Here is a 26,816-nt window from a genome sequence, read left to right on the forward strand (position 1 = left end):
ACTGCCTCAAATGAAAATTGGAGGGAATTGTAATGGCAAAAGATTTTTACTCAGCAATTGAAGACAGAAGATCTATTTACGCGATTAGTAAAGAGCAAGTAGTTTCTGATGAAAGAATTCAAGAAGTGATTTATCATGCTGTGAAACATACACCTTCGGCTTTTAATTCTCAAAGTGCAAGAGTTGTTGTATTACTAGGTGAACAACACGACAAATTATGGAATGTTACGAAAGAAACGTTACGAAAAATTGTGCCTGAAAATAATTTTGCACCTACTGAAGAGAAAATGAATGCATTTAAAAGTGGCTATGGAACAGTTTTGTATTTCGAAGATAGTAAAGTAGTAGAAAGTTTGCAAGAGAACTTTGCACTATATAAAGATAATTTTCCTACATGGTCTCAGCAATCTTCTGGAATGTTGCAATTTGCCATTTGGACAGCATTAGAGATTGAAGGTTTTGGTGCTACACTACAGCATTATAATCCGTTGATTGATGAGGAAGTAAAAAAAGAATGGGATGTACCTGAAAACTGGAAGTTAACTGCGCAAATGCCATTTGGTAAACCGGTAGTTTCGGCAGGAGATAAAGAATATCAGCCATTAGAAACTCGTGTGAAAATTTACAAATAAAATAAAAAATAAAAGGTGAACAGAGATATAATCTGTTCACCTTTTATAAGTAGTAAGGATTTTTTTTGTAGGAATTTTTCATCTGATTTTTTAATTTGTTTTTACGTGTTTCAATAGTTGATACTTTTTGTAATGTTATAATTGAAACGAATTGAAAAAAAGCATAGTACAGTTCTATATTTTTATTTATAGGATCATCTATTATGTTTTTCATAAATATATCTCCTTTTTTTATCTCACTATTTGCGGGCAGTAAGGCTTCCATATCAAAATTCAATGACCGACCTGTAAAAGTTAGATTGGTTTCAGTGTGGGGTGAATAAAATTTATATGGATTAAAATCCTACTTTATATATGATAATACAAATATCCTGAAAATTCCATAGATAGTGAAAAATAGATAGTGGAATGTGTATTTTCGTCAAATTAGAACAGAATTTTTGGAGTTAAATCTTACAAATCGTCAAATCTTTTAAAAACGATGGATAATATCAAAAATAGTTTTCTGAAAATATTATACTATTGATAAAAAAAGCATTTTTTTGTCATGATAAGAGTATGCTTCATGGAAGGGACTTTACTAGAAAATACATTCTTTGCATTGTATTAGATTAATAGAGTTTTTTAAAGTGGATAGCAAAAGAAAAATATATATTAAGATAATGAATGGAATGTCGAATTTTCAATGAAATACATAAGAAATTTGAAAAAAGCATTGCAAAAACACACTGTTTAATGATAAAGTTCACATGAAGTTCACACTAAATTCACTTCAATCGTTTAAAATAAATGATGTGTGAAAAATAAAACTCTTGCTAAAAAATGGAACTGGATGAATATTTTACTTTGATAATATTGTAAAGTACTAAGTTTATAGTTTTCTCAAGAGGATAGTAGGGAAAGGAAGTAAAGACAACTTATGAAAAAAGTAATCGCAGGTTTAGCAGCAGCATCTGTAGTAGGTGTAGCAGTTCCTGGAATGGATTCTGCTCATGCACAAGTTTCAAATGATGCGCTAAAAGAAATCAATGGACAAACTCAAACTCAAACGACTGTAACTGAAACAAAAACGGTAGAAACAACTTCTGAATTAAAATACACAGTAACAGCTGATGTATTAAATGTACGTTCAGGTGCTGGTACAGGACATAACGTTATTTCTAAAGTGAAATCAGGTCAAGTACTTCAAGTAATTGGACAAGAAAACGGTTGGTTCAAAGTTAGTGTAAACGGTCAAACAGGTTATGTAAGTGGGGACTTCGTAACAACTGGTGGCAACAAAGGAACTACTACTACTGTTCAGCAAGGAACAGGTACTTACACAGTAAACGTTTCTTCATTAAACGTACGTACAGGCCCAAGTGCATCTCATACTGTTTTAGGTTCTGTAAATAAAGGAAAAACAGTTCAAGTTGTAGGTGAAGTTCAAGATTGGTTTAAAATTAACTTCAATGGTGGAACTGGATACGTAAGTAAAGACTTCGTAACAAAAGGTGGTTCAGCTGTATCTAACGAAACTCAGCAACCAACTACAAACAACAACAACAATACTACTACAGTTCAAACTGGTGGATCATATGTTGTTAACACAGGTGCTTTAAAAGTACGTACAGGTCCAGCTACATATAACCCTGTAATTGGTGGGGTAACAAACGGTACAGTATTAAACGTTACTGGCGCTGAAAATGGTTGGTATAAAATTAACCATAATGGCCGCACTGGTTACGTAAGTGCAGACTTTGTTAAGTTTGTAAAAGGCGGAGTGAACAATGTAGTTACTGGTGGTAACCAAGGTACGAACCAAGGTACGAACCAAGTACAAAAACCAACAGCACCAACAGGTGGAGATACATCTTCAATCGCTGGATTCGCTAGATCTTTAAATGGTTCACCATACAGAACTGCTGGTACAACACCTGCTGGTTTTGACTGCAGTGGATTCATTCACTACGTATTAAATCAAACTGGTCATAAAGGCGCTCGTCAAACAGTTGCTGGATACTGGAGCTCTAAAACAAAGACTAACAGTCCACAACCAGGTGATTTAGTATACTTCCAAAATACTTATAAATCAGGTCCTTCTCACATGGGCGTTTACTTAGGTAATGGACAGTTCATCAGTGCAGAAACTGACGCAACTGGTGTACGCATTAGCTCTGTAAGCAACTCTTACTGGAGTAAGCACCTATTAGGTTACACAAAAGCATACTAAGAAAAAGTATTTTATATACTTTTCGTATAGAGAAAAGGCTTTCCAGGGAAACTTGGGAAGCCTTTTTCATAGTTGGATAAACTAACAGTATAGTAGTATTTATCCTGCTATTTGCGGGATAATAATCAGCGGGGATGGACAAATCCCCGCTGATTAAAGTTTCACTTTATGTCAATTTTCCATGCAAAAACTTAGCATATAAATCATGAAAATAGTTTGGACGGAATAAGTTTGCTGCATGACCTGCTAATGGAATTTCTTTATATAAAACGTTCGGAAGAATGGACTTCAAATCAAAGAGACAAGATTTATAGAGATGATCATGTTCTCCCATCACCCATAATATAGGATGGGGAAGTGCTTTTAATTTAGATTTTAAGTCGAATTCTAAGCGGTGTCGTAATGACTCAGCAATAATGGACGAGTGTAATTGTAATCCGAAACGGTAATAAATATTTCGTGAAATAACAGCGAACGGATTTGCCCTTAGTATTCCACTTGGAAAAATAGTACTAGCATACTGAGAAAGCCAAGATGAATATTCATCACCACGTTTTTCCCAAAATTTCTGAAAAACATTATATAAACGGGAAGGGTTATTATAATGTCCACCAATATGACAAATACTCAATACTTTTCCTGGATGCATTTGTGCAAATGTCGTAGAGATATAACAGCCATAGCTTAGAGCACAAATATGAGCCTTTTTAATTCCCTCTTTTTCATACAAGTTCAATAATTGATCTACGAGGCGCTGTATTGAAAAGTCGATAGCTTCTCCTTTATCGTCGCCGTGACCTAATAAATCATAAGTTATAATGTTGTAGGAGGCAGAAAATCGTTTATGCTCTTTTTTGAAGGCGCGGCGATTTCCAACTAATCCATGAATAAAAATGATTGTTTCCTTTTCGGAATGTGTATTTGTTTGCAAAAAGGATACTCCTTTCAATGCTGGAGATTTATATAGTGTTTTAAATTAGCTAATTGATAAAATTAGTTATATATTTTCTATGCGTAGTCTATAATTTACATAGAATAATAATAAGTACCAGGTAATAATATCAGATATTTATACTTGTTGTAAAGATGAGTTTATATGTATATTTTGTAAAATTAGAAAAAAGTGTGTTTACATTCAGTTTACATTTATAGCGTATTCTAGTTTTAGAAAGAATAGTTTTGTTTATAACGAGGAGATGAACGACAATGGAAGTTAGGAATACAGAAAAGAAAAAAGGGAATTGGAGGCAGTTTTTACGTCTCATTCAAGATACAAATCCACCGAAAGGCATTCTTATTTTTGCATTAATAATGAGCTTACTTTCTACTGGAGCGAGTTTGTTTATTCCAATGCTGACAAAAGGTTTAGTTGATAATTTTTCACTTTCTTCAATTAGTATGGGACAAATTGTTGGATTAATTGCATTCTTTATTATTCAAACAATTGCTGCGGGATTGTCTATTTATTTACTGAATTATATTGGACAAAAAATTGTGGCTGGACTTAGGGAACGATTGTGGAAAAAGGTACTTATTTTACCAGTGTCTTATTATGATCAAAACAGAACGGGAGATACAATTAGTCGTATGACAAATGATACAGGTGTTGTTAAAACATTAATTTCTGAGCATTTGTCAAACTTATTAACAGGCGGTATCTCAATTATTGGGTCATTAATTGTATTATTTGTTTTAGACTGGAAAATGACAATTTTACTTTTAACGGTTATTCCATTATCGGTACTAATTTTAGTTCCACTTGGACGGAAAATGTATAAGATTTCAAAAGCACTTCAAGATGAAACGGCTTCTTTTACTAGTGTATTAACACAAGTACTATCAGAAATTCGTTTAGTAAAATCTTCAAATACGGAAAAAAAAGAATATGAAACAGGTAATACAGGTATCCAAAAATTATTGCAATTTGGTTTGAAAGAAGGAAAAGTGCAAGCATTAATTTCACCTGTTATGTCGTTTGTTTTAATGGCATTGCTTGTTATTATCGTAGGGTATGGTGGAATGCGAGTTTCTAGTGGTGCATTAACAACAGGTGAACTTGTAGCATTTATTTTGTATTTGGTTCAAATTATTATGCCAATGAGTCAGTTATCAATGTTCTTTACTCAGTTCCAAAAAGCAATTGGTGCAACCGAAAGAATTAATACGATTTTAGAATATGAAGTAGAAGATCATGAGACAGGTATGAATGTTACAAATGCGAAGCAGTCGATCGTTATTGAAAATGTACATTTTGAGTATAACGAAGAAGAGAAAGTGTTGAAAAATATCGACTTCACGATTGAATCTGGAAAAGTAACAGCGATTGTAGGACCAAGTGGTAGTGGAAAAACAACTTTATTCTCGCTGTTAGAACGTTTTTATGAGCCGACTAGTGGTTTCATAAAATTAGGGAAAGAACCAATTACAGCATATTCATTACAATCATGGCGACGTCAAATTGGTTACGTTTCACAAGATAGTCCGTTAATTGATGGAACGATTCGTGATAATATTTGCTACGGTGTTGAGGGTGAAGTGACGGATGAAGAAATTGAAAAAGTAGCAGCGATGGCGTATGTTGATGCGTTTATTCATGATTTACCAAGTGGATACGCAACAGAAGTTGGAGAGCGTGGTGTGAAGCTTTCTGGAGGGCAAAGACAACGAATTGCGATTGCTCGAGCGTTACTACGAAACCCGCAAATCCTTATGTTAGATGAAGCGACGTCAAGTCTTGATAGTAAATCGGAATCGGTTGTTCAGAAGGCGTTAAATAACTTAATGAAAGGTAGAACAACTTTAGTTATTGCGCATAGACTTTCTACTGTTGTAGATGCAGATAAAATTATCTTTATTGAAAAAGGGAATCTTACAGGAAGTGGCTCACATGATGAGTTATTACGGACACATGACATGTACCGTGAATTTGCAATGCAACAATTGAAAATTAAAGAAGGAGCATTATAGAATGAAAACAATCAGTGAAGGGGCACTTCACTGATTGTTGATTTTAGAGTGCTAAAAAGTATGTTAAGCAGAAAGGATATGATTCCTTGATACCCAAAATTTTAATTGTAGATGATGATCCGCACATTAGAGAACTTGTTTCTGTATTTTTGGAACGAGAAGGTTTTCAAACATATGAGGCCGTTGATGGATTAGATGCTCTTCGAAAAATAGAAGAAGTGAAAGTTGATATGTCGATTATTGATATTATGATGCCAAATATGGATGGGTTTGATTTATGTTATGAATTAAGAAAATACTATGATATCCCAATTCTTATGCTGACTGCTAAAGGTGAAACATCTCAAAAAGTAAAAGGATTTCACCTCGGAACAGATGATTATCTTGTAAAACCATTTGATCCTTTAGAATTAGTTGTGAGAGTGAAGGCATTATTGAAACGTTACCAAATTACAGTATCGCAATCTATTCAAGTTGGGAATGTACTGTTAAATCGTAAAACATTTGAAGTTAACGTTGGAGAACAAACGGTGACGCTGCCGCTAAAAGAATTTGAGTTGCTCTTTACATTAGGATCTAAAGCGGGGAGAACTTGTTCAAGAGAGCAATTAATAGAAGACGTATGGGGATATGATTTTGAAGGGAATGAACGCACGCTAGACGTTCATATTAATCGGTTGCGTGAAAAGTTTCAAGAAGAGTTATCGAAGTTTAGTATAAGGACGATAAGGGGCTTAGGGTATCGCTTAGAGGTAAGTAAATGAGAAAAAGAGAAAGAATGAGTAAGATGAAGATGTTAAAAGTAATGGGGGCGATAGTAGCGCTCTTTACTTTTCTTACTATAATTTGGTCAATAGCCTTTTTTGTATCGTCTAGTGTAATGAAAGCTTTTGAAATAAACGTATCGCCTTTTATTACTTTTCTAATTAGTGATATGGTCGGCTTTGTTTTTATCGTTCTTATTTGGACATTAATCGGAATTTTAATGAGACCGAAGCGAGAGGCGATGATTTGGACGATCATTGAACCGATACAAAAAATTGCAAAAGGGGACTTCTCTGTAAAAATACGGAATGAAGAAAAGTATGATGGCGAAATTGGTGTGCTTGTAAAAAGTATTAACGATATGACGGATGAACTTAATGCAATGGAGAAAATGAGACAAGAATTTGTATCGAATGTTTCTCATGAAATACAGTCGCCATTAACATCTATTAAGGGATTTGCTCGAGCGCTACAAGATGATAATCTACCAGTTGAAAAAAGAAAACATTATCTTACTATTATTGAAACTGAAACAACGCGATTATCTAAATTGAGTCAAAATTTATTGAAGCTAACACTTTTAGAGTCAGAGGAGTATTCACCAGAAAGAGCTACTTATCGATTAGATCAACAGTTGAAACAAATTGTGTTAAATAGTGAGCCTCTTTGGGATGAAAAAGGACTTGAGCTAGATCTTGATATGGATAAAGTGTGTGTTACTGCAGACAAAGAAAGTATGAGCCAAGTATGGATTAATTTAATTCATAACAGTATTAAATTCACACCAAATGGTGGCACGATTACAATTCATTTAAAAGAACATAAGGAATTCCTGGAAGTAAGTATTCATGATACGGGAATTGGTATATCCGAAGAACAGAAACAACATATTTTTGAACGTTTTTATAAAGCGGATTCTTCACGAAACCGTGCTTATGGAGGAAGTGGATTAGGTCTAGCAATTGTAAAAAAAGTACTCGACCTTCATCAAGGAAAAATAAAAGTTGAGAGTGTAGAGGGAAATGGTACAGAATTTATTGTGCGTATTCCAAATCATGAAGAAAAATGCATTTACCATTACTATAGTTACCTATAAGTAACCTACGCACATAAAAGTGCATCATTGCCTTTTTACATAAACATAGATACACTTTTAATATAATAAACAACTGAGAAGATTAAGGAGTGTTACACTTGGCAGAATTATTACAAGGAAAAAATGCTTTAATTACAGGAGCAGGTAGAGGGATTGGTCGCGCTGTAGCGATCGCATTAGCGAAAGAAGGCGTAAATGTTGGTCTTTTAGCTCGTTCAGAAGAAAACTTAAAAGCAGTTGCGAAAGAAGTAGAAGCAGAAGGCGTAAAAGCTGTTATTGCGACTGCTGACGTATCTTCATATGAAGAGGTAACTACTGCAATTGAAACATTAAAAAATGGTTTAGGATCTATCGATATTTTAATTAATAACGCGGGTATTTCTAAATTCGGTAAGTTTTTAGAATTAGACGTTGCTGATTGGGAAAAAATCATTCAAGTAAACTTAATGGGTGTATACTATGCAACTCGTGCAGCTTTACCAAGTATGATTGAACAACAATCTGGTGATATTATTAATATTTCATCTACAGCAGGACAAAAAGGTGCACCAGTAACAAGTGCATATAGTGCTTCTAAATTTGGTGTTCTTGGCTTAACAGAATCGTTAGCGATGGAAGTTCGTAAACATAACATTCGTGTAACAGCTTTAACACCAAGTACAGTAGCAACTGACATGGCTGTAGATTTAGGATTAACTGATGGAAATCCTGATAAAGTAATGCAAGCAGAAGATATTGCAGAGTTTATCGTAGCGCAGCTGAAATTAAATAAACGTACATTTATTAAATCAGCAGGACTTTGGTCTACTAATCCGTAAGGGATAAATTTATAAACAAAGAAGGGACATCTATTCTGTAATGGAATGGGTGTCCCTTTTTATTTTTTTGTATGTAAAGCAGAATTGTCGGTATAATGTGAAGTGAATGGTAGAAAAGCATGAAAAACTTGAAGGGGATGGTATTTCCATGAGTACGATTGAGAAATGGACGGCTGTTGATCAATATATGAGTGATGTATTAATACCGAAAGACTCTACATTAGAAGAAGTTCTTCAAGCAAATGCTTCAGCTAATTTGCCGGCACATGATGTATCGCCAACTCAAGGGAAGTTTTTACAACTATTAGTACAAATTCAAGGAGCGCGTAACATTTTAGAGATTGGCACTCTAGGCGGATATAGCACTATATGGCTTGCAAGAGCATTGCCATCTGGAGGGCGAATTGTTACATTAGAAGCAAGTGAAAAGCATGCTGAAATTGCACGTAGCAATATTGAGCGTGCCAATTTGAATGATAAAATTGAAATACGATTAGGATTAGCGTTAGATTCTTTAAGACAAATAGAAAATGAGAAGTATGAACCATTTGATTTTATTTTCATAGATGCTGATAAACAAAATAACCCTGCTTATTTTGAATGGGCACTGAAACTATCACGACCGGGTACTGTAATTATTGGGGATAATGTAGTACGTGAAGGAGAAGTTATTGACAATACTAGCAGCGACCCTCGTGTGCAAGGGATACGCCGATTCTATGAATTAATAGCTACTGAGCCACGTGTAAGTGCTACTGCGCTTCAAACTGTAGGAAGTAAAGGGTACGATGGGTTTGTAATGGCAGTCGTAACAGAGTAATGTAAGGAGGAAAAAGGGATGAAAAAGAAGTTTCAAAAATTATAACGTGTATCTTGTACAACGAATTTAGCTCGTGGACCTCCAATTTACATAGCTTTATATTATATATTAAAAAATTGGAGGCTATAAGAAGATGAGAACTGAAAAAGAAATGTTAGACTTAATTATAAATACAGCAAAAGAGGATGAAAGAATTCGAGCTGTCATCATGAATGGGTCACGTGTGAATCCAAATGTGAAAAAAGATTGTTTTCAAGACTATGATATTATTTATGTTGTAAAAGATATACAATCTTTTACGTGTAATCATAGTTGGATTAATAGATTTGGAGAAATAATGATTGTGCAAATGCCGGAAGAAATGTCGTTACTTCCAGCTGATAAAGACGGGAAATTTCCGTATTTAATGCAGTTCATGGATGGGAATCGAATTGATTTAATGCTAGTTCCAGTTGATTTAATAAATAAATTTATTGGACAGGATAGTTTAAGTAAATTACTACTGGATAAAGACAATTGTATTGGAGAATTTCCGCCAGCAAGTGATAAAGATTACGTTATAAAAAATCCTACAGAAAAAGAGTTTTTGGATTGCTGTAATGAATTTTGGTGGTGCAGTACAAATGTAGGAAAAGGATTGTGGCGCGAGGAACTTTCTTATGCGAAAGGAATGCTTGAAGGCCCAATGCGAGATATGTTAATCGTAATGATAGAATGGCATATTGGCATGAAAACAAATTTTACAGTGAATACCGGAAAGTTTGGTAAGCATTTCGAGCAATATTTTGAAAAAGATACGTGGGAGCAATTTAGAAAGACATTTTCAAATGCAGAATATGAAAATATATGGGAGTCATTCTTTGTAATGGGTGATTTATTTAGGGAAGTTGCGAACGAAATTGCTAACACATATGGATATCAATACCCGCAAGATGATGATGACAAAGTGACAAGCTATTTAAAACATGTGAAAGTTTTGCCGAAAGATAGTACATCGATTTATCCCGCATAAACGGGCAGTAAAACCCCCACTGATTAAAGTTTCACTTTATTAATTGTATAAAGCAGTAAGACTGTCCTAATTACGGACAGTCTTATTTTTGTTCATGAATAAGAATTTCTCTAACAAAGTACAGATGAATCACATATGAAATTTTAGGGAGGTTTTTTATCATGTATTATTTTTACGCACCAGAAATGTTCGTTCCATTTCATTGGGGACTAGAACGAAATGTTTCGTATGCTTATATGCCATATCATTCATTTTATTATGGAAACTATATAGACGCAGTGCCGTATGTATTAAATGTTCCGCAAAATGATCAAGTCAAAGTGAAGGAAGAGAATCGGGGGTCATGGACACCTTTTTCATGGGTTGAAAAATATGCGTATGCATTTTCAGGACCATACAATAAAGCGGAAGTAGCTCTTACATTTGATGATGGACCAGATTTAGTATTTACGCCAAAAATTTTAGATAAGTTAAAACAATATAATGTAAAAGCTACTTTTTTCTTACTTGGTGAAAATGCAGAAAAGTTTCCGAATGTAGTAAAGCGTATCGCGAATGAAGGGCATGTAATTGGTAACCATACGTATAGTCATCCGAATTTAGCGAAAGTAAATGAGGCTGAATACCGTAATCAAATTATAAAAACGGAAGAAATATTAAATCATTTAGCTGGTTATGCACCGAAGTTTATACGTCCACCATACGGTGAAATACTTGAAAATCAATTGAAGTGGGCGACAGAGCAAAATTTTATGATTGTACAGTGGAGTGTTGATACAGTTGATTGGAAAGGGGTAAGTGCTGATACGATTACAAATAATGTGCTAGGGAATTCATTTCCAGGAAGTGTCATACTTCAACATTCGACTCCAGGTGGACATTTGCAAGAATCTGTCGATGCACTAGACAAAATCATTCCGCAGTTAAAAACGAAAGGGGCACGTTTTGTAACACTTCCAAGTATGTTCCAGACATCTAAAGAGAGAAAATAAAAATGTTAATAATTGGAATTTTAAGAGTTGTATAGTATAATGAAGGTGTAAGTTAGGGGGGGATATAATTGATGGATGCACTAGTAAACGTAGGAATGAGCATATTGATTGGTATTATATTTATACTTGCGGCACTTATTCTTCAAAAAAATCCACCGACGGATATTAACGCAGCATATGGTTACCGTACGAAACGATCTATGAAAAATAAGAAATTATGGGATGCAGGTAACAAGTATAGTGCAGAAGTGATGAAACAAAATGGATTCATCATGATATTAATTGGAAGTGTGATTAGTATACTGTTTAGATATCCACATACAATGATTGCGATTATGATTGTTATGCTGTTATTAATTATACGATTATTTATACGAGTAGAGAAAAAATTAAAGATACTTGAGCAATAAAAAAATAAGACTCCCGAATAAAGTAAGCTGGGAGTCCTATTTTTTTATAAACTATTTTTGTTTAGCGATTCTTGTCCTTGCACTACAACAAATTCATAGTATTCAAGATCATAAGGATAAATATCTTCAAATGTTATCGTTATCGGATTATTGTTTAAAACAGAATTAGTCGTTAAAGATGAAATCTCTCTTCTTAATAGTTCTAGAAAAGAAGTCGCATGTACTTTCATCACATCGTCTACTTCTTCACCTGGTGCAAATGGAAGTGGTTTTATTACATTGTGGAAATACATATGACAAAACTCACGATCAGTAAGGCTTGAAATTTCATAATCTATTTTATAGATTCCTTTGTATGTTAAATCATTCGTTTGGAAGGAAAGACCCAGTTCTTCCTCAATTTCACGTAGACCGCCAATTAGTACATCTTCATCATGCATAATATGTCCGGCGGATGTAATATCCCATATACCCGGAGCTTCTTTTTTATTATTAGAGCGTAATTGGAAATATAAGAACATATCCTCAGCATCTTTTTCTACAAACCAGCAATGAAATGTTTCGTGCCAATCACCGTCACGATGCACGTCATCACGTAATTTCTTTCCAAGTGTATTTCTTTCAGGATCAAATATTGTTAACCACTCTGTCATTTTAATTCCCCTTTCTGCAAATTTTATTATACAATATTTGTATCGAATTTTGGGAAAATAAAGAAAAAGGAGTGATTATTAGTGAAGATAGAGAATAAGGAAATAAAATCAATAATTTCAACTGAGGAAGAATTACGACAAATATTGGGGCAACCAAGTGAACGGGCTTTGAAAAAAGTTATTTCATCACTTGATCACCATTGTGTAGATTTCCTGTCTAAATCGCCTTTTCTAGTATTATCTACTGCAAATAAATTCGGAGAGTGTGATGCTTCGCCGAGGGGAGACGCACCTGGATTTGTATATGTATTAAATGAAAATAAAATTATCATCCCAGAAAGACCGGGTAATCGTCGTATAGACTCTATTTTAAATATAATTTCAAATTCGCACGTAGGGTTAATCTTTTTTATTCCGGGTCTTGGGGAAACACTCCGAATAAACGGTAAAGCATATATTACGAACGATGAAGAAATTTTGAAAGAAATGCAGGCGAATGGACGCAATCCGTTACTTGGAATTGTTGTTGAAATAGAAGAATGCTATATTCATTGTGCAAAAGCTTTTATTCGTTCAAAAATGTGGGATCCAGAGTCATGGTTAAATAAAACAGAGCTACCTTCAGCACCGAAAATGTTAATGGAGCATGCGAAAGTGAATGCTTCAGAAGAGGAAGTTGCACGTTCTTTAGAAGAAAGTTATAGGGAAAGATTATATTAAAAATTATTTTTTAAATATAGTGTTGAAGTATGAAACTCTAAACGTTTTAGAGTGAGACTTTAACTATGAATATTGTTAATTTGTATGTGATGAATATATGTGCAAGAGAATACATCTGTATTAGATAATTTATTATTTTAAAATATAATTATTCATATTCTTAAAAATTGTGAAGAAAAATAGGCTTGCTTTTTAAAAAGTTGATAACTATAATGAGTTAACAAATAGACATGAACGAAAAAGTAACGATAAGGACATGAGATGATTTTTACGGTTTACAGAGAGGGAAGACAAGGCTGTGAGCTTCCTAACACGAGAAATGATCTTACCACCTTTGAACTTCAATAGTGAACGAGTAATCTAGTAATTATTGACGGTATCAGCCGTTATCTGAACTTGAGCAATCTAGAGGAAAGTAAGTCTAGGTTGGAACAAGGGTGGAACCACGAAAACACATTCGTCCCTTTCCTAGGGATGAGTGTGTTTTTTATAGTTTTTAAGATTGAAAATTTAAAATAATTAAAAAAATAGCATTGATTTTGTTTTTTATGCGAGTATAATGAGTTAACAAATAAACATGAGCGAAAAAGTAACGATAAGGACATGAGAACATTTTTACGGTTTACAGAGAGGGAGGCCAAGGCTGTGAGCTTCCTAACACGAGAAATGATCTTACCACCTTTGAACTTCAATAGTGAACGAGTAATCTAGTAATTATTGACGGTATCAGCCGTTATCTGAACTTGAGCAATCTAGAAGAAAGTAAGTCTAGGTTGGAACAAGGGTGGAACCACGAAAACACATTCGTCCCTTTCCTAGGGATGAGTGTGTTTTTTTATCCCGCATTAACGGTCAGTAAGATTCCCATCTCAAAATTTGGCGGATGCGAGGGAGTAAGACGGGAGATCAACTGTCCGTAAAAGCCCGATTGGTTCAACTAATAATCAGTGAGGAATGGACAAAATCCCCACTGATTAAAGTTTCACTTTATTACTTTGAAAGGAGGTGCGGTAACATGAAACGATTAGTACGTACGGAAATAACCACCACCTGCATGATTAAAAAGCAGAGTAAGGTGATTCACAGGTGTAACAATTAAACTATTTAGGAGGAGATTAGAAAATGAATAACGTTATTAATGTTGGGGTATTAGGATTAGGTACTGTCGGAAGTGGTGTTGTCCATATTTTGAAAGAACATTATCGAAAGATCGCTCTTGATACAGGATATGAAGTAAAGGTAAAGACAGTCGTTGTACGTGATTTGGAAAAGGAACGTGATGTTTGCATTGATGGAATCGTAGTAACAAGTAATGTAGATGAAGTTCTAAATGATTCAAATATTGATATTGTAGTAGAGGTAATGGGCGGAATTGAAGAAGCAAAACAGCATATTGTTACGGCTTTACAAAATAAAAAACATGTTGTAACAGCAAATAAAGATTTAATGGCCGTATACGGTGCGGAGCTTTTGCAACTGGCAAATAAAAATGAATGTGACCTATGTTACGAAGCGAGTGTAGCCGGTGGGATTCCAATATTAAGAGGATTATCAGACGGGCTAGCTTCAGATCGAATTGAAAAAATAATGGGAATCGTAAATGGAACAACAAATTATATGTTAACAAAGATGAGTCAAAATGGATGGTCGTATGAAGAGGCTTTACAGGAAGCGCAAAAATTAGGGTTTGCAGAATCAGATCCGACAGCGGATGTAGATGGACTAGACGCTGCGAGAAAGGTAGCAATTCTTGCAAACTTAGGTTTTTCGATGAATGTTTCTTTAGATGATGTTCAAGTTAGAGGTATTCGAAAGGTTGAAAAAGAAGATTTAGAGATGGCCGAAAAATTAGGATTTACAATGAAATTAATTGGTAAAGCAGAGAAACAAGGATCAGCCATTCATTTAAGTGTAGAACCGACTTTATTACCAAGGCATCATCCGTTATCGAATGTAAATAATGAATTCAATGCGGTGTATGTTCACGGTCAAGCAGTAGGGGAAGTGATGTTTTACGGACCTGGAGCTGGGAAGTTACCAACTGGTTCTGCTGTAGTAAGTGATATTATTTCAATCGTTAAAAATATGAATCAAGTTCCGAAAAATAAAAGTGCGTTAAAAGAACCAGAGCCTTACGAATTACAAGGAGATGAAGAAGTAGTTTCGAAATATTTCTTACGTATTTCATTACGAGATGAGCCAGGGATGTTGCGAGAAGTAACGGAATGTTTCGTTAATTATTCTGTAAGTTTAAAAGAAGTTATTCAATTACCTTTAAATCGCGAACTTGCAGAAGTCGTTGTTGTGACGCATCGAACTTCAAAATATCAATTCGAACAAGTTTTAGGGGCGATAGAAGATGTCGCAAGTGAAATAAACAGTTACTACATTATTGAGGAGGAAAAACAATATGTATAAAGGACTATTAAAACAGTATGCTTCTTATTTACCAGTGAATGAAAACACACCTGATGTCAGCTTAATGGAAGGGAATACACCTCTGATTCCATTATTAAATATATCAAAGCAATTAGGAATTCAGTTATACGGGAAATATGAAGGAGCGAATCCAACAGGTTCTTTTAAAGACCGTGGCATGGTAATGGCAGTTGCAAAGGCGAAAGAAGAAGGGGCAGAGGCAATTATTTGTGCATCTACAGGTAATACATCGGCATCAGCTGCCGCATATGCGGCACGCCTCGGAATGAAATGTATTATCGTAATACCAGAAGGAAAGATTGCGCATGGGAAATTAGCGCAAGCAGTTGCTTATGGAGCGGAGATCATTTCAATAGAAGGGAATTTCGATGATGCACTTAAGGCTGTAAGAAATATTGCTGCAGAAGAGCCGATTACATTAGTAAACTCAGTAAATCCTTACCGAATTGAAGGGCAAAAAACAGCGGCATTTGAAATTTGTGACCAGTTGCAAAACGCACCAGATGTTCTAGCTATCCCTGTTGGAAATGCTGGGAATATTACAGCATATTGGAAAGGGTTCTGTGAATACGAGAAAGAAAAAGGCTATAAGAAGCCCAGAATTCACGGCTTTGAAGCGGAAGGAGCGGCGGCAATTGTAAAAGGACATGTCATTGAGGCACCTGAAACGATTGCAACAGCGATTCGCATCGGTAATCCGGCAAGTTGGTCGTATGCAGTAGAGGCTGCCGAACAGTCTAATGGTGAAATAGATATGGTGTCAGATGAGGAGATTTTACATGCGTATAGATTGTTAGCAAAAACTGAAGGAGTTTTCGCAGAGCCAGGATCAAATGCTTCATTAGCGGGTGTAATTAAACATGTTCAATCTGGAAAAATCAAAAAAGGCGAAACAGTTGTTGCAGTTTTAACTGGAAATGGTTTAAAAGATCCTGATATCGCAATTTCTTCTAATAAATTTGATATTGCAAGTGTGTCAAATGATATAGAACAAATTAAAGATCATATTAAAGGGGTGATTATGTCGTGATACCATTAAGAGTTCGTGTTCCTGCTAGTACAGCGAATGTTGGACCAGGATTTGATTCTGTTGGAATAGCTTTGTCATTATATTTAGAAGTAAGTGTAAAGGAAGAAGCTGATAAGTGGCAAGTGATACATTCTTTTGACGATTCAATTCCAAAAGACGATAAAAATTTAATTGTTAGCACGGCATGTAAAGTATGTCCTTCTTTATCACCCCATATAATAGAAGTTACTAGTAATATTCCGCTGACAAGAGGGCTAGGAAGTAGCGCATCAGCGATTGTAGCAGGAATAGAGCTTGCGAATCAACTTGGAAATTTATATTTAACAACTGATCAAAAGGTTCAAATTGCTACAAACTTTGAAGGACATCCAGATAATGTCGCTGCTTCTATTTTAGGTGGAACTGTAATCGGAGCACTTGATGGAAAAAATGTTTCGGTTGTAAGGATTGAAAGTAAGGAATTAGGCGTAATTTCTCTTATTCCGAATGAAGAGCTAAATACGGATGAAAGTCGATCTGTATTACCAGAGATGTTTCCGTTTCATGAAGCGGTTAAGGCTAGTGCGATAAGTAACGTATTAGTAGCTGCGTTATGTCAAAAGAAGTGGGAAGTTGTAGGTGAAATGATGGAAAGAGATCATTTCCACGAGCCATATCGTTTAGAACTTGTACCGTTATTACCATCAATTCGTAAATGTGCAAAAGAATTCGGAGCATATGGCACAGCGCTTAGTGGTGCGGGACCATCCATTTTTATTTTAACTCCGTACGAGAAGCGTAAAGAAATAGCTGACCAATTAGCGAGAGTATTTGCAGCTATGAAAGTATGTGAGCTTGAAATTGATCATAAAGGGATTACTGTAAATAAGGAAGAACATATTGGATTATAAAGAAAGCTAGCATCGCTAGCTTTCTTTAAGTTATGGAGAATCTATTTTAAAGGGGATTTTTCGGAATGAACATTAATTTTAGAGGTGATTATATGAGTTCAAAAGAGTCACCAGAAGAAAAAAGAGAACGCATGAGACAAAGTGAATTGAAAAATAATCCTACCGGTTCTTTGAATGATGGACTCAACAGGGCGGAATCAGGTAGCCCCGCTGATATGACAGGTGGTATGAATTGGAAAGGTACAGGGATATTAATTTTAGTGCTAGTTTTAGGATATATTATATATAGTTACTTTTTCAGTTAAGGAAAGCTTGATGGAATTTAGATTTGCTTGATCTAATTATTAGTGAGAATAAAAAAACAAGGATTAAAGTCCCACTGTATTACATATTTTCTTTAAACAGATTACAGTAATACGTAAATTTTTTTTGCTCATAATAGAGCTAGCATTATGCTAGCTCTATTATTTTTTTGCCATATTCCTGTAACAAACCTCCTGTATATTCATTGGTGGAGGTGCAGAAGATGAAAAAAATGATAGCGATATGTCTTCTTACAACATTGTCACTTTCGACTTTAGTCGGGTGTGATGTAAAAGGTAATGATGCTTTACAAGAGTCTAAAATAAAGAAAGCGACGTATAAAGATTTTACTTACGATGTAAATCCTGAGACTTTTACGTTAACTGTAGAACATGATGGTGTAAAAGAACAGGCATCACAACCGTTACCAAAAATGAAGGTATCTAATTTGAAAAAAGACAAGGATCATACATCATGGGAATATCCGGATCAAAAAGTAAAAGTAAATTTAGAAAAGAAAAAAGACCACTTAAATATTGAAGTGGAATCGACTGGTGCAGAAAGTTTTACATGGCCAAAAGTGCAAGCTGAAAATTATACACTTCCGTTATGGGAAGGTAAGCAAATTCCGAGTAATGATGAGAATTGGAAGAAGTTTTTAAAGGATGATGCATATTCATTTGCTGAATCATTTTCTATGAAGTTTTTTGCATTAAATGGTTCTAAATATTCGATCGTATATATTGCGAACAATATGTTTAATAATGAATTGAAATTTCATTCAGATCCGAAAATAGGGTTTGATTTTACACATGAATTCCCGAGTATAAATAAAAATAAAACATATGGATTTCAATTATATGTGACAAATAATGATGCAGTAAGTATCGCTAAACTGTATAAGGATAATATTGCTCAAAAAGGTGAATTTAAAACATTACAAGAAAAGGCAAGAAAAAATAAAGAAATCGAAAAACTTTACGGGGCAGCTCATTTTTACTTTTGGAATCAAAATGGTTTATCAGAAAGTAACGTGAATTGGCCGAAGCTAAGAGAGCAAATAAATAGCCCGGTGTTTAGTCATATAAAAGGGCTTATTCAAAAGAATAGTTCGGAGCCTGGAGAACTGAGTGTGTTTGAGCAAGTAAGTAAACAAGATTTCATTGATAAGTACCAAAAAAATGTTATTTTACGCTATACAAACGAAGTATTATCTATGAAGGAATTGTATAAAGAGGATATTTTCCCGAAAGTTAATCAGGAAGCTAGTGTGTTATTAAAGAAAGGTGTAGATCACTTATCGAAGACAGAGCTGTATAGCTTAAATAAACATTTATTAAAGTCAGTACTCGGTGATGCAGTTGAAGAAGTAAGTAAATGGGGTAAAGCAGATGGAACGGATATAATAAAGGAAATGAAAAAAGTAGGGATAGACAAAGCGTGGATTGGTCTACCGAACTGGGAACAAGGATTTATGCAGCCTAATTTCGTGACAGAAGCTAAGAAAATAGGATATTTAGTTGGTCCGTATGATTCTTACCATTCTATTCACGAAAAAGGTGATAAAAATTGGAACACAGCTTCTTTTAATGACCCATCGTTATATGAAGAAGCCACTGTAACGAAGAAAAATGGTGAGAAAGTGCAAGGGTTTTTAGGGAGAGGCCGAAAATTAAATCCGACATTATCACTTCCTAGTGTAAAAGAACGAATGAACGATATATTACAAAATGGCCCTAAATATAATTCATGGTTTATTGATTGTGACGCGACGGGCGAAATTTATGATGATTATTCAACAAAACATTTAACGACACAAGAACAAGATTTACAAGCAAGATTAAAACGAATGGATTATATTGCACAAGAAAAAGGTATGGTAGTTGGCTCTGAGGGCGGAAATGATTTTGCAAGTAGTACGATTGCATTTGCTCATGGAATTGAAACACCAGTTATTAAGTGGGACGATGAAGATATGAGAAAAAATAAAACAAGCCCGTATTATGTCGGTGGATATTGGTCACCAAATCAAAATGTTCCAGAAAAATATGCAAAACAAGTACCGTTAAAAGAAGAATATAAGCAAGTATATTTAAATCCAGTATATTCGGTGCCATTATATAAACTAGTATACAATGATTCGGTTATTACAACGCACCACTGGGAATGGGGAAGTTTGAAAGTAAAAGATGAGGTAGGAAACCGAATGTTATATGAGTTATTGTATAATGTGCCTCCGTTGTACCATTTAGATGAAGTAGAGTGGAATAAGCATAAACAAGAAATTACGCAGCATCTGAAAGTTTGGAATGAAGTTCATGAAAAGGCAGTAAAAGAAGAAATGACGAACTTTGCATATTTGTCAGAAGATAAGCTAGTACAATCTACTTCATATGGAAAAGATATTAAAATCATTGTGAATTTCTCAAATAAAGATGTAGAAATAGAAAAAACGAAAATAAAAGCAAAGTCAGCTTTAATTAATAATAATGGGAAGCAAATGATATACACACCAAATGAGAAATAATAAAGTGAAACTTTAATCAGTGGGGGATTTATCCCTCACTGATTATTAGTCATCACCAATCAAGATGGTACGGCACAAACTTGACTCTTTATTCTTGCTAAATTGTGAGGTGAAAATCTTACTACCTGCAAATAACAGAATAATAAATATGTAAATTCGAATATTCCGAAGTGTTGGATTTTTTAAGTTGATAAATAGTGACTTGCCAAAAATAAGCACAAGAGTATAATGTGAAATGGAATACATGTTGGATTCATGAAGTAACCTTACAAAAATGTAAGGTAATTGAAAGGAAATTCAATATGAAGATTAATAGACTTACATTATACTAGGGAAAGAGAAAGAGAGGCGAATGGGTATGAGCTCTGAATTAGAACAAAATACGAGAAGCAATAAAAAACGTTCTAAACGAAAGTCAATAAAATGGTTCATTTTAATTCCATTTTTCCTACTTATTTTTGGAGGAGTAGGATATGGATCGTTTATATATAACAAAGCAAAAGCGGTTGTAAGTGATGCATATGCAAAAATTGATAAGTCATCAAAAAGGGACAAAGAAGTGGAACCTTTAAAGGATAATATTTCGATTTTAATCATGGGTGTAGACGGAAGTGAAATGAGAAAAAGCCAATACGGCGAAGCAGTTCGGACAGATGCACTTTTATTAGCGACAATTAATAAAGATGATAAATCCGTTAAATTAGTAAGTATTCCGCGTGATTCACGCGTTTATATTCCATCTAGAAAGAAATTAGATAAAATTACACACGCACACGTATTTGGCGGTGTTGAAAGTACAAGAGATACAGTGGAAAGATTTTTAAATGTTCCAGTTGATTATTATGTGAAGTTTAACTTTGAGTCATTTGTACAAATTGTAGATTCAATTGGTGGTATTGATATTGATGTACCGGTTACTTTCACAGAACAAGATAGTAAAGACCAAGCAGGTATGATCCATTTAGAAAAAGGTTACCAACATTTAAATGGTGAACAAGCCCTTGCACTTGCTAGAACGCGTAAAATTGACAGTGACGCAATGCGTGGTCAAAGGCAACAACTTGTAATTGAAGCAATTGCGAAAAAAGCAATGTCTGTTCAATCAATTAGTAAAATGGGCTCTTTACTTGATGCAGTGGATAACAACATGAAAACAAACTTAACGTTTGATGATATGCTTGCTATTACGAAAAATATGGCAGGATCAGATTTGCAAATGGAAAAGATGCAAATAGAAGGAACGGATAAACGTATTGGTGGTATTTATTATTACATTCCAAACGAAAAAAATGTGAAAGATATTTCGACTAAGTTAAATGAGCATTTAGGTGTTACACCAAAACCAACTCGAAATGAATAGTAAAAAAGATTGGCCTTTGCCAATCTTTTTTTATGGAAATATAGTTGTAACTTTTCTGTAACGATTTTTTATATTAGAAAAACTATACTCATATGTATGAGAATATTGGAGAGGCACATAGTATAAAAAATACTTAAAATTTGTAGTAAGGAAAGATATCATATGCAGAAATGGATAAGCATTTTGGGAATCATTTTTATATTGACTGGATGTAAAATGTCTGAAGCTCCAACAAGTTTAATGGGAGCTCCTGCAAATGAAAAGTGGATTAATGAATTAAAAGAGCAAATAGATAAAGATTTGCCACTTAATTATCGGTTGCTTACTCCAATGTCTAATAAAGATAAACAGATGATTTGGTCAATGGATTTTAAACAAGATAATAAGAAAGAAGCGATCGTATTTTATAAAGTACCGAATGAAGATCGGAGTATATATTTAGCGATTTATGCGGAAAGCAGCAATGGCTGGAAATTAAAGTCCACTCATACATTTGATGGTGAGAATATAGATATCGTTAAAGTCGGTGATTTTACAGGGAACGGGAAGCGAGAGTTATTAATTGGAATCTCTGTAAGTCGTGAATCTTTAGAACATGTAATGTATGTCTTTTCGGAAGAAAATGATGATATGAAGGAGATTTATAATCGGCAATATACGAAGTTATTTATAGAGGATTTAAATAAAAATGGCCTTAATGATATAAGCCTTGTTACTTATAAAAAAGATGAGCAATTGAAAGTTGAGTTCATTGAACAGTTTAACACTATGTCTGAAGTTACATTTGATCCATATATAAATAGTATTCAACGAATACAAATGGGACGTATTTCTAACAAGTCAAAGGCAGTTGTAATTGATGCAGGAGTTGGGGCTCATTCAGGTATAACATATGTAGCAAAATTTGATAAGGATCATTATGAGGGGCTACCTATAGACGGGAAAGAAGATTTATTCAATGATTATGTTGTGGAAAGTAAAGACGTTAATGAAGACGGCATTATTGAATTTGTTCGTACTGTGCGTCCAAAAGGTTGGGAGGAGGTATCGTACGGAGAGAGCACGATGTTTGAGCGTTATATACAGTGGAGTGAAGAGGGAATTAAACTGATAGAAGAAAGATATGTCAATATAGAGAAAGGTTATTTTGTCAAAATCCCTCAAGCGCTAATTGGAAAAATAACTGTCCCAGTTCAGCAAGAAGCACCGGATGTTCAAAAATTTATAGATGCAACTACAAATGAAACATGGCTTGAAGTCCATATTTTTAAGCGGAAAGAATGGTTCAAAATAAAAGGATACGAGGCAGCAGTTAAAACGGCTTCTCATGTATATGCAGTACCGAAGCAATCAAAATTTGAAAAGGTAAAAGCATATATAAAACCGCTAGCGGATTATCAACAAGAGTAGGGAGGTGGGAATTATGTCAACAATTTTAGTTTTAGAAGATGAAATACCAATCCGTAGCTTTATTGTCTTAAATTTGAAACGTGCTGGATTTTATGTATTAGAAGCTAGTAATGGAGAAGAAGCGTTACAGATTTTAAGTGAACATATTGTTGATGTAGCGTTACTTGATGTTATGTTACCAGGGATTGATGGTTTTCAAGTTTGTAAAGCTATCCGAGAAGAAAATAAAAAAATGGGTATTCTTATGTTAACCGCACGTGTACAAGATGAAGATAAAGTACAAGGGTTAGGAATTGGTGCAGATGATTATATCGCAAAGCCGTTTAGTCCAGTAGAGTTAACTGCACGTATACAATCTTTATTAAGAAGAATAGAAGTACATGCAGAAAAAACGAATACAATCACGTCTGGTCCGTTTTCGTTAAATATTATAGAAGAAAGATTATATAAAGGTGGACAATTAGTTGATTTAACCCCTACAGAGTACATGATATTACAGTATTTAATGAATCAGGCTTCAAAGCCAGTCTCGCGTGATGAAATTCTAAATATGATTTGGGGAACCAATTACGTAGGCGAGACGAAAGTAGTCGATGTAAATATGAGACGATTACGTCAAAAGATAGAATGTAATCCGTCAGAACCAGAGTTTATCCATACTGTGTGGGGAAAAGGATATGTGTGGAAGGAAACTATAAGATGAGACGGAAAGTGACTTTATATTTTATGACGGTCATTACACTAATGCTTGTATTATTTGAAGTAGCATTTTCAGTTTCTATTTATCGATATTATTATAACGGCATTGTGCAATATGTTGAATCTCATGCAAAGACCAGTACACGTTTTTTCTCGGAATACAATTCACTATATTTTATTCGTTTGCAAGAATATAGCGGAGAAATAATTGAGAGTTTCCAATTAGAAGGAACGGAATTACAATTGATTGATCGTCACGGTACAATTATACAATCGTCAAGTGGGCAAAAGGTTGAAGGTAAAGTGAGTATTCCTTATTCTTTACTAGAGGGGGAAATGTATCACCAAGTTATTACTACGAAAGATAACGTGAAACAATTAGAAGTATTTAGTCCACTTATTCATCAAGGGCAAACTATCGGTGTTTTAAAATATACGACTGTTTTAACACATGTAAATGCAAAGATTATTGAAATTATTTTGTTTACTATTTCAGTTGGAATTGTCATTTCAGGTATCGTATTCTTAATCAGTAGACGATTGGCGAATTCGTTTGTGAAACCTATCGAATCTATTATTCATGCTTCTTCGCAAATTGCGGAAGGTACATTAAAGGAGCAAATTAAAGAGGATTATCCTGGTGAATTAGGTGAGTTAGCGCATAGTTTAAATTATATGGCCGATAAAATAGAAAAGGCTGAGCAAATGAAAAATGAATTTATTGCCTCTATTTCTCATGAAATACGAACACCTTTAACAGGAATTAAAGGGTGGAGTGAGACGTTAAAAACAGTAGATCATTTAACAGATGAAGAAGTAAAGGTAGGTATGGGAATTATTTCAGGTGAAACAGACCGATTGATTCATTTAGTAGAAGAGTTACTAGATTTTTCAAGATTGCAGTCAAATCATTTTAATTTATATAAACAAAAAGTGCAATTGTACGATATACTAGAAGAGACGATTTGGCAATTGACTCCTAAATCAGAAGAGAAACAGATTCATCTAGTTGCTAATTTAGAACGAGTAGAACTAGTAGGAGATCGAAATAGACTAAAACAAGTTTTTCTAAATATTATTCATAATGCTATTAAATATTCAAATGAAAAAAGTACAGTTTACATTGAAGCGACCAAAAGTGAAGGACAAGCCGTGATTAAGGTGACAGATCAAGGTATTGGAATTGCTAAAGAGCATCTACCATTTATAGAGCAGTCATTTTATCAGATTAATAACCATATTGAAGGCGCAGGCATTGGATTAGCTATTGTAAAAAAAATGGTGGAGCTTCATGGTGGTACGCTTAGTATTACAAGTAGAGAAAGTGTAGGAACAACAATTTTGATAAAACTCCCACTATAATTTATATAAAGTTTATATAGTGTAATAAAAATAAATAGATGTATAATTATATTGGGTGATTTATATATGAGATTAATAGGGAGAGGAATTCGATAGAATGGAAAAGGCTTTTAAAATTAAACGAGTTGCAGTTGTTTTAATAGCGATTGCAATAGTAGCTATTGGGTATTTCATGTTTCAATCTATTACTTCACCAGCAAAAGCTGTTGCGAAGCAAGAAAATATAGTGCAGCTTGCAAGTGAACAATCGAAAGTTGAAATGAATAAAACGGCGCCAAGTCGTTTTAACGGAATGGAAAGAAAAGTTGCTTATCTTACATTTGATGATGGGCCAGGGAAATATACGGCTGAATTATTAAATATGTTAAAACAGCATGATGCGAAGGCGACATTCTTTTTAATAGGAGCGAATGTAAAAGCGTTTCCTGATTTAGTAAAACGTGAAAATGCAGAGGGTCATTATGTTGGAATGCATAGTATGACACACAATTTTGCGAAGTTATATAAAAATGGCGAATATGTTAATGAAATGAAAGAAGATCAAGGCTTAATCGCAAACATTATTGGGAAAGCCCCTAAATTAACACGTCCTCCATACGGATCGATGCCTGGTTTAAATGAAGGTCTCCGAAATAAAGTAGTTGAGGATGGTTTAAAAGTGTGGGACTGGACAATTGATTCTTTAGACTGGAAATATAATAAAGTACCAGTTGATGCAGCAGCAGCGCAAATCGCTCAAAATGTATTAGCTGGTGCAACAAAACCGCAAGAAGTCATTTTAATGCATGACATTCACCCGCAATCAGTTGCTGCTGTGCCAGCAATTTTAAAGGGTCTAAAAGAAAAAGGTTATGAATTTGAAGCATATCATGAAGAGAGTCACTTCCCAGTGAACTTCTGGCATGATAACCGTATGTAATTGGAGGAATTGAAGTTGAAGTATGGAAAAGTAGCAGTTGTTGGAGCATTATCAGTAGGATTATTATCAGGTTGTTTCGGTGAAAAGCCAGAAGAAAATTTACATACGGCTTTTGAAGCAGCAGCGACACAAGAAAAATCTTTAGTTGAGGATACGAAAAAATTAGAGCAATTAGAAAAGCAAGGGCAAGAACTATATTCTCAAATTTTACAAGAAGGTAAAGAACATAATGAAGCAGTTACGAAGAAGATTGAGCAAGCTACTACAAATGTAGATGAGCGTGAAAAAGTATTGAAAAACGAGAGAGAACTGTTAGAAAAAGCTCAGAAGGAAACGAAATCGGTTCAAAGCAATATAGAGAAGCTTGAAGATAAGAAATTGCAAAAACAAGCAAAAGTAGTAGAAGAATCGTATAAAAATCGTTATGATGCCTTCCAAAAGATGAATGAGAATTACACGAAGGCGTTAGCGACTGAAAAAGAACTGTATGAAAAATTAAAAGTAAAAGAAACGAAGTTAAAAGAAATTGGTGAAAACGTTAAAACTGTTAATGAGTTAAATGTGGAAGCGCAAAAGGCGAAAGAACAATTTAATAAACATACAAAAGAGTATAATGATAATAAATTAGCATTTTATAAAGATGCACAAATTAAAATTAAAGAACAAAAATAAAGAAGCATCTTAATCACGATAAAAAATCTATAGAAAAAGCCGAAAAAACATTATAATAAAAAATGTTTTTTCGGCTTTTGTCGTTAAATGAATAGAAAAGACTGGAAT

25 protein-coding genes and 2 other annotated features are annotated in these 26,816 nt (G+C 34.3%); of the genes, 22 read left to right on the top strand and 3 right to left on the bottom strand.

Translation table 11 applies throughout. The features are described 5' to 3' along the window. Positions 1–32: 32 nt before the first annotated feature. Positions 33–632 (top strand): nitroreductase family protein, encoded by a 600-nt coding sequence (locus tag MKY70_RS10090; RefSeq protein ID WP_002141347.1) that lies wholly within the window; start codon positions 33–35, stop codon positions 630–632. A gap of 43 nt (positions 633–675) precedes the next feature. Here MKY70_RS10090 and MKY70_RS10095 read toward each other — a convergent pair whose 3' ends face one another. After that, on the bottom strand, positions 676–846 hold the full coding sequence (locus MKY70_RS10095; RefSeq protein WP_002086168.1) for a hypothetical protein: 171 nt from the start codon (positions 844–846) through the stop codon (positions 676–678). Positions 847–1,551: 705 nt separating this feature from the next. On the opposite strand from MKY70_RS10095, the gene entFM reads away from it, so the two are divergent. Continuing rightward, entirely contained in the window at positions 1,552–2,844 is a 1,293-nt protein-coding gene (gene entFM / locus MKY70_RS10100) for an enterotoxin EntFM (protein WP_002012346.1), read from the top strand. Positions 2,845–3,010: 166 nt separating this feature from the next. On the opposite strand, the gene MKY70_RS10105 is transcribed toward entFM, so the two are convergent. Further along, positions 3,011–3,775: an alpha/beta fold hydrolase gene (locus MKY70_RS10105; protein WP_341024107.1), complete on the bottom strand. Its 765-nt coding sequence runs from the start codon at positions 3,773–3,775 to the stop codon at positions 3,011–3,013. Positions 3,776–4,050: 275 nt separating this feature from the next. Here MKY70_RS10105 and MKY70_RS10110 point away from each other — a divergent pair, with 275 nt between their 5' ends. The 8 genes from MKY70_RS10110 to MKY70_RS10145 all read left to right on the top strand — a co-directional run bounded on the left by MKY70_RS10110 (position 4,051) and on the right by MKY70_RS10145 (position 11,724). Next, positions 4,051–5,811, top strand: a complete 1,761-nt coding sequence (locus tag MKY70_RS10110; RefSeq protein WP_341024109.1) for an ABC transporter ATP-binding protein — start codon at positions 4,051–4,053, stop codon at positions 5,809–5,811. Positions 5,812–5,897: 86 nt separating this feature from the next. Further along, positions 5,898–6,575: an envelope stress response regulator transcription factor HitR gene (hitR, locus tag MKY70_RS10115; protein ID WP_002189289.1), complete on the top strand. Its 678-nt coding sequence runs from the start codon at positions 5,898–5,900 to the stop codon at positions 6,573–6,575. Continuing rightward, a complete protein-coding gene (hitS, locus tag MKY70_RS10120; protein ID WP_340803360.1) occupies positions 6,572–7,672 on the top strand; it encodes an envelope stress sensor histidine kinase HitS in 1,101 nt (366 codons plus the stop codon). The genes hitR and hitS overlap by 4 nt, the downstream gene beginning before the upstream one ends. 98 nt (positions 7,673–7,770) lie before the next feature. Beyond that, positions 7,771–8,490 (top strand): 3-ketoacyl-ACP reductase, encoded by a 720-nt coding sequence (locus tag MKY70_RS10125; RefSeq protein WP_000818985.1) that lies wholly within the window; start codon positions 7,771–7,773, stop codon positions 8,488–8,490. A 148-nt stretch (positions 8,491–8,638) separates the two neighbouring features. Then, positions 8,639–9,310, top strand: a complete 672-nt coding sequence (locus tag MKY70_RS10130) for an O-methyltransferase (RefSeq protein WP_341024112.1) — start codon at positions 8,639–8,641, stop codon at positions 9,308–9,310. A gap of 133 nt (positions 9,311–9,443) precedes the next feature. After that, on the top strand, positions 9,444–10,322 hold the full coding sequence (locus MKY70_RS10135) for an aminoglycoside 6-adenylyltransferase (RefSeq protein WP_088032573.1): 879 nt from the start codon (positions 9,444–9,446) through the stop codon (positions 10,320–10,322). Positions 10,323–10,483: 161 nt separating this feature from the next. Continuing rightward, entirely contained in the window at positions 10,484–11,314 is an 831-nt protein-coding gene (locus MKY70_RS10140) for a peptidoglycan-N-acetylglucosamine deacetylase (RefSeq protein ID WP_088032575.1), read from the top strand. Positions 11,315–11,385: 71 nt separating this feature from the next. Beyond that, complete coding sequence (locus MKY70_RS10145) at positions 11,386–11,724, top strand: SdpI family protein (protein ID WP_002086147.1); 339 nt, start codon at positions 11,386–11,388, stop codon at positions 11,722–11,724. 44 nt (positions 11,725–11,768) lie between these two features. Here the strand turns inward: MKY70_RS10145 and MKY70_RS10150 are convergent, their stop codons facing one another. Then, the gene (locus MKY70_RS10150) at positions 11,769–12,377 is read right to left on the bottom strand and encodes an NUDIX hydrolase (RefSeq protein WP_341024114.1); all 609 of its coding nucleotides are present in this window, start codon (positions 12,375–12,377) and stop codon (positions 11,769–11,771) included. An 81-nt stretch (positions 12,378–12,458) separates the two neighbouring features. On the opposite strand from MKY70_RS10150, the gene MKY70_RS10155 reads away from it, so the two are divergent. The 12 genes from MKY70_RS10155 to MKY70_RS10210 all read left to right on the top strand — a co-directional run bounded on the left by MKY70_RS10155 (position 12,459) and on the right by MKY70_RS10210 (position 26,708). Further along, positions 12,459–13,097 carry a pyridoxamine 5'-phosphate oxidase family protein gene (locus tag MKY70_RS10155; RefSeq protein WP_002012360.1) on the top strand — a complete coding sequence of 213 codons (639 nt, stop codon included), beginning with the start codon at positions 12,459–12,461 and terminating at the stop codon, positions 13,095–13,097. 236 nt (positions 13,098–13,333) lie between these two features. After that, positions 13,334–13,565, top strand: a binding site (T-box leader). Positions 13,566–13,680: 115 nt separating this feature from the next. Beyond that, positions 13,681–13,912, top strand: a binding site (T-box leader). Between the two features lie 307 nt (positions 13,913–14,219). Further along, entirely contained in the window at positions 14,220–15,515 is a 1,296-nt protein-coding gene (locus tag MKY70_RS10160; RefSeq protein ID WP_341024115.1) for a homoserine dehydrogenase, read from the top strand. Next, positions 15,508–16,566, top strand: coding sequence for a threonine synthase (gene thrC / locus MKY70_RS10165; protein WP_002189302.1), 1,059 nt, complete (start codon positions 15,508–15,510; stop codon positions 16,564–16,566). The genes MKY70_RS10160 and thrC overlap by 8 nt, the downstream gene beginning before the upstream one ends. Next, positions 16,563–17,456: a homoserine kinase gene (gene thrB / locus MKY70_RS10170; protein ID WP_002189304.1), complete on the top strand. Its 894-nt coding sequence runs from the start codon at positions 16,563–16,565 to the stop codon at positions 17,454–17,456. Before thrC ends, thrB begins: the two co-directional genes overlap by 4 nt. Before the next feature lie 92 nt (positions 17,457–17,548). Further along, positions 17,549–17,761 (top strand): DUF6366 family protein, encoded by a 213-nt coding sequence (locus MKY70_RS10175; protein ID WP_002031378.1) that lies wholly within the window; start codon positions 17,549–17,551, stop codon positions 17,759–17,761. A gap of 221 nt (positions 17,762–17,982) precedes the next feature. Beyond that, positions 17,983–20,286 (top strand): glycoside hydrolase, encoded by a 2,304-nt coding sequence (locus MKY70_RS10180; protein WP_088032582.1) that lies wholly within the window; start codon positions 17,983–17,985, stop codon positions 20,284–20,286. 358 nt (positions 20,287–20,644) lie between these two features. Further along, positions 20,645–21,646: an LCP family protein gene (locus tag MKY70_RS10185; protein ID WP_113734682.1), complete on the top strand. Its 1,002-nt coding sequence runs from the start codon at positions 20,645–20,647 to the stop codon at positions 21,644–21,646. 162 nt (positions 21,647–21,808) lie between these two features. Further along, complete coding sequence (locus tag MKY70_RS10190) at positions 21,809–23,056, top strand: hypothetical protein (RefSeq protein WP_113734650.1); 1,248 nt, start codon at positions 21,809–21,811, stop codon at positions 23,054–23,056. A 13-nt stretch (positions 23,057–23,069) separates the two neighbouring features. After that, positions 23,070–23,759, top strand: coding sequence for a response regulator transcription factor (locus tag MKY70_RS10195; RefSeq protein WP_341024118.1), 690 nt, complete (start codon positions 23,070–23,072; stop codon positions 23,757–23,759). Next, positions 23,756–25,117: a sensor histidine kinase gene (locus MKY70_RS10200; RefSeq protein ID WP_088032586.1), complete on the top strand. Its 1,362-nt coding sequence runs from the start codon at positions 23,756–23,758 to the stop codon at positions 25,115–25,117. The genes MKY70_RS10195 and MKY70_RS10200 overlap by 4 nt, the downstream gene beginning before the upstream one ends. 97 nt (positions 25,118–25,214) lie before the next feature. Further along, complete coding sequence (locus MKY70_RS10205; RefSeq protein WP_088032587.1) at positions 25,215–26,036, top strand: peptidoglycan-N-acetylglucosamine deacetylase; 822 nt, start codon at positions 25,215–25,217, stop codon at positions 26,034–26,036. A gap of 15 nt (positions 26,037–26,051) precedes the next feature. Further along, the gene (locus MKY70_RS10210) at positions 26,052–26,708 is read left to right on the top strand and encodes a YkyA family protein (protein ID WP_088032588.1); all 657 of its coding nucleotides are present in this window, start codon (positions 26,052–26,054) and stop codon (positions 26,706–26,708) included. Positions 26,709–26,816 lie beyond the last annotated feature (108 nt).

The organism is Bacillus sp. FSL R9-9492, assembly GCF_038007365.1.
Lineage (GTDB): Bacteria > Bacillota > Bacilli > Bacillales > Bacillaceae_G > Bacillus_A > Bacillus_A mycoides.

Coding starts and splice junctions, on each gene's coding strand:
- MKY70_RS10090 (WP_002141347.1), top strand. CDS start 33: ATGGCAAAAGATTTTTACTCAGCAATTGAAGACAGAAGATCTATTTAC.
- MKY70_RS10095 (WP_002086168.1), bottom strand. CDS start 846: ATGAAAAACATAATAGATGATCCTATAAATAAAAATATAGAACTGTAC.
- entFM (WP_002012346.1), top strand. CDS start 1,552: ATGAAAAAAGTAATCGCAGGTTTAGCAGCAGCATCTGTAGTAGGTGTA.
- MKY70_RS10110 (WP_341024109.1), top strand. CDS start 4,051: ATGGAAGTTAGGAATACAGAAAAGAAAAAAGGGAATTGGAGGCAGTTT.
- hitS (WP_340803360.1), top strand. CDS start 6,572: ATGAGAAAAAGAGAAAGAATGAGTAAGATGAAGATGTTAAAAGTAATG.
- MKY70_RS10130 (WP_341024112.1), top strand. CDS start 8,639: ATGAGTACGATTGAGAAATGGACGGCTGTTGATCAATATATGAGTGAT.
- MKY70_RS10135 (WP_088032573.1), top strand. CDS start 9,444: ATGAGAACTGAAAAAGAAATGTTAGACTTAATTATAAATACAGCAAAA.
- MKY70_RS10140 (WP_088032575.1), top strand. CDS start 10,484: ATGTATTATTTTTACGCACCAGAAATGTTCGTTCCATTTCATTGGGGA.
- MKY70_RS10145 (WP_002086147.1), top strand. CDS start 11,386: ATGGATGCACTAGTAAACGTAGGAATGAGCATATTGATTGGTATTATA.
- MKY70_RS10150 (WP_341024114.1), bottom strand. CDS start 12,377: ATGACAGAGTGGTTAACAATATTTGATCCTGAAAGAAATACACTTGGA.
- MKY70_RS10160 (WP_341024115.1), top strand. CDS start 14,220: ATGAATAACGTTATTAATGTTGGGGTATTAGGATTAGGTACTGTCGGA.
- thrC (WP_002189302.1), top strand. CDS start 15,508: ATGTATAAAGGACTATTAAAACAGTATGCTTCTTATTTACCAGTGAAT.
- MKY70_RS10175 (WP_002031378.1), top strand. CDS start 17,549: ATGAGTTCAAAAGAGTCACCAGAAGAAAAAAGAGAACGCATGAGACAA.
- MKY70_RS10180 (WP_088032582.1), top strand. CDS start 17,983: ATGAAAAAAATGATAGCGATATGTCTTCTTACAACATTGTCACTTTCG.
- MKY70_RS10185 (WP_113734682.1), top strand. CDS start 20,645: ATGAGCTCTGAATTAGAACAAAATACGAGAAGCAATAAAAAACGTTCT.
- MKY70_RS10190 (WP_113734650.1), top strand. CDS start 21,809: ATGCAGAAATGGATAAGCATTTTGGGAATCATTTTTATATTGACTGGA.
- MKY70_RS10195 (WP_341024118.1), top strand. CDS start 23,070: ATGTCAACAATTTTAGTTTTAGAAGATGAAATACCAATCCGTAGCTTT.
- MKY70_RS10200 (WP_088032586.1), top strand. CDS start 23,756: ATGAGACGGAAAGTGACTTTATATTTTATGACGGTCATTACACTAATG.
- MKY70_RS10205 (WP_088032587.1), top strand. CDS start 25,215: ATGGAAAAGGCTTTTAAAATTAAACGAGTTGCAGTTGTTTTAATAGCG.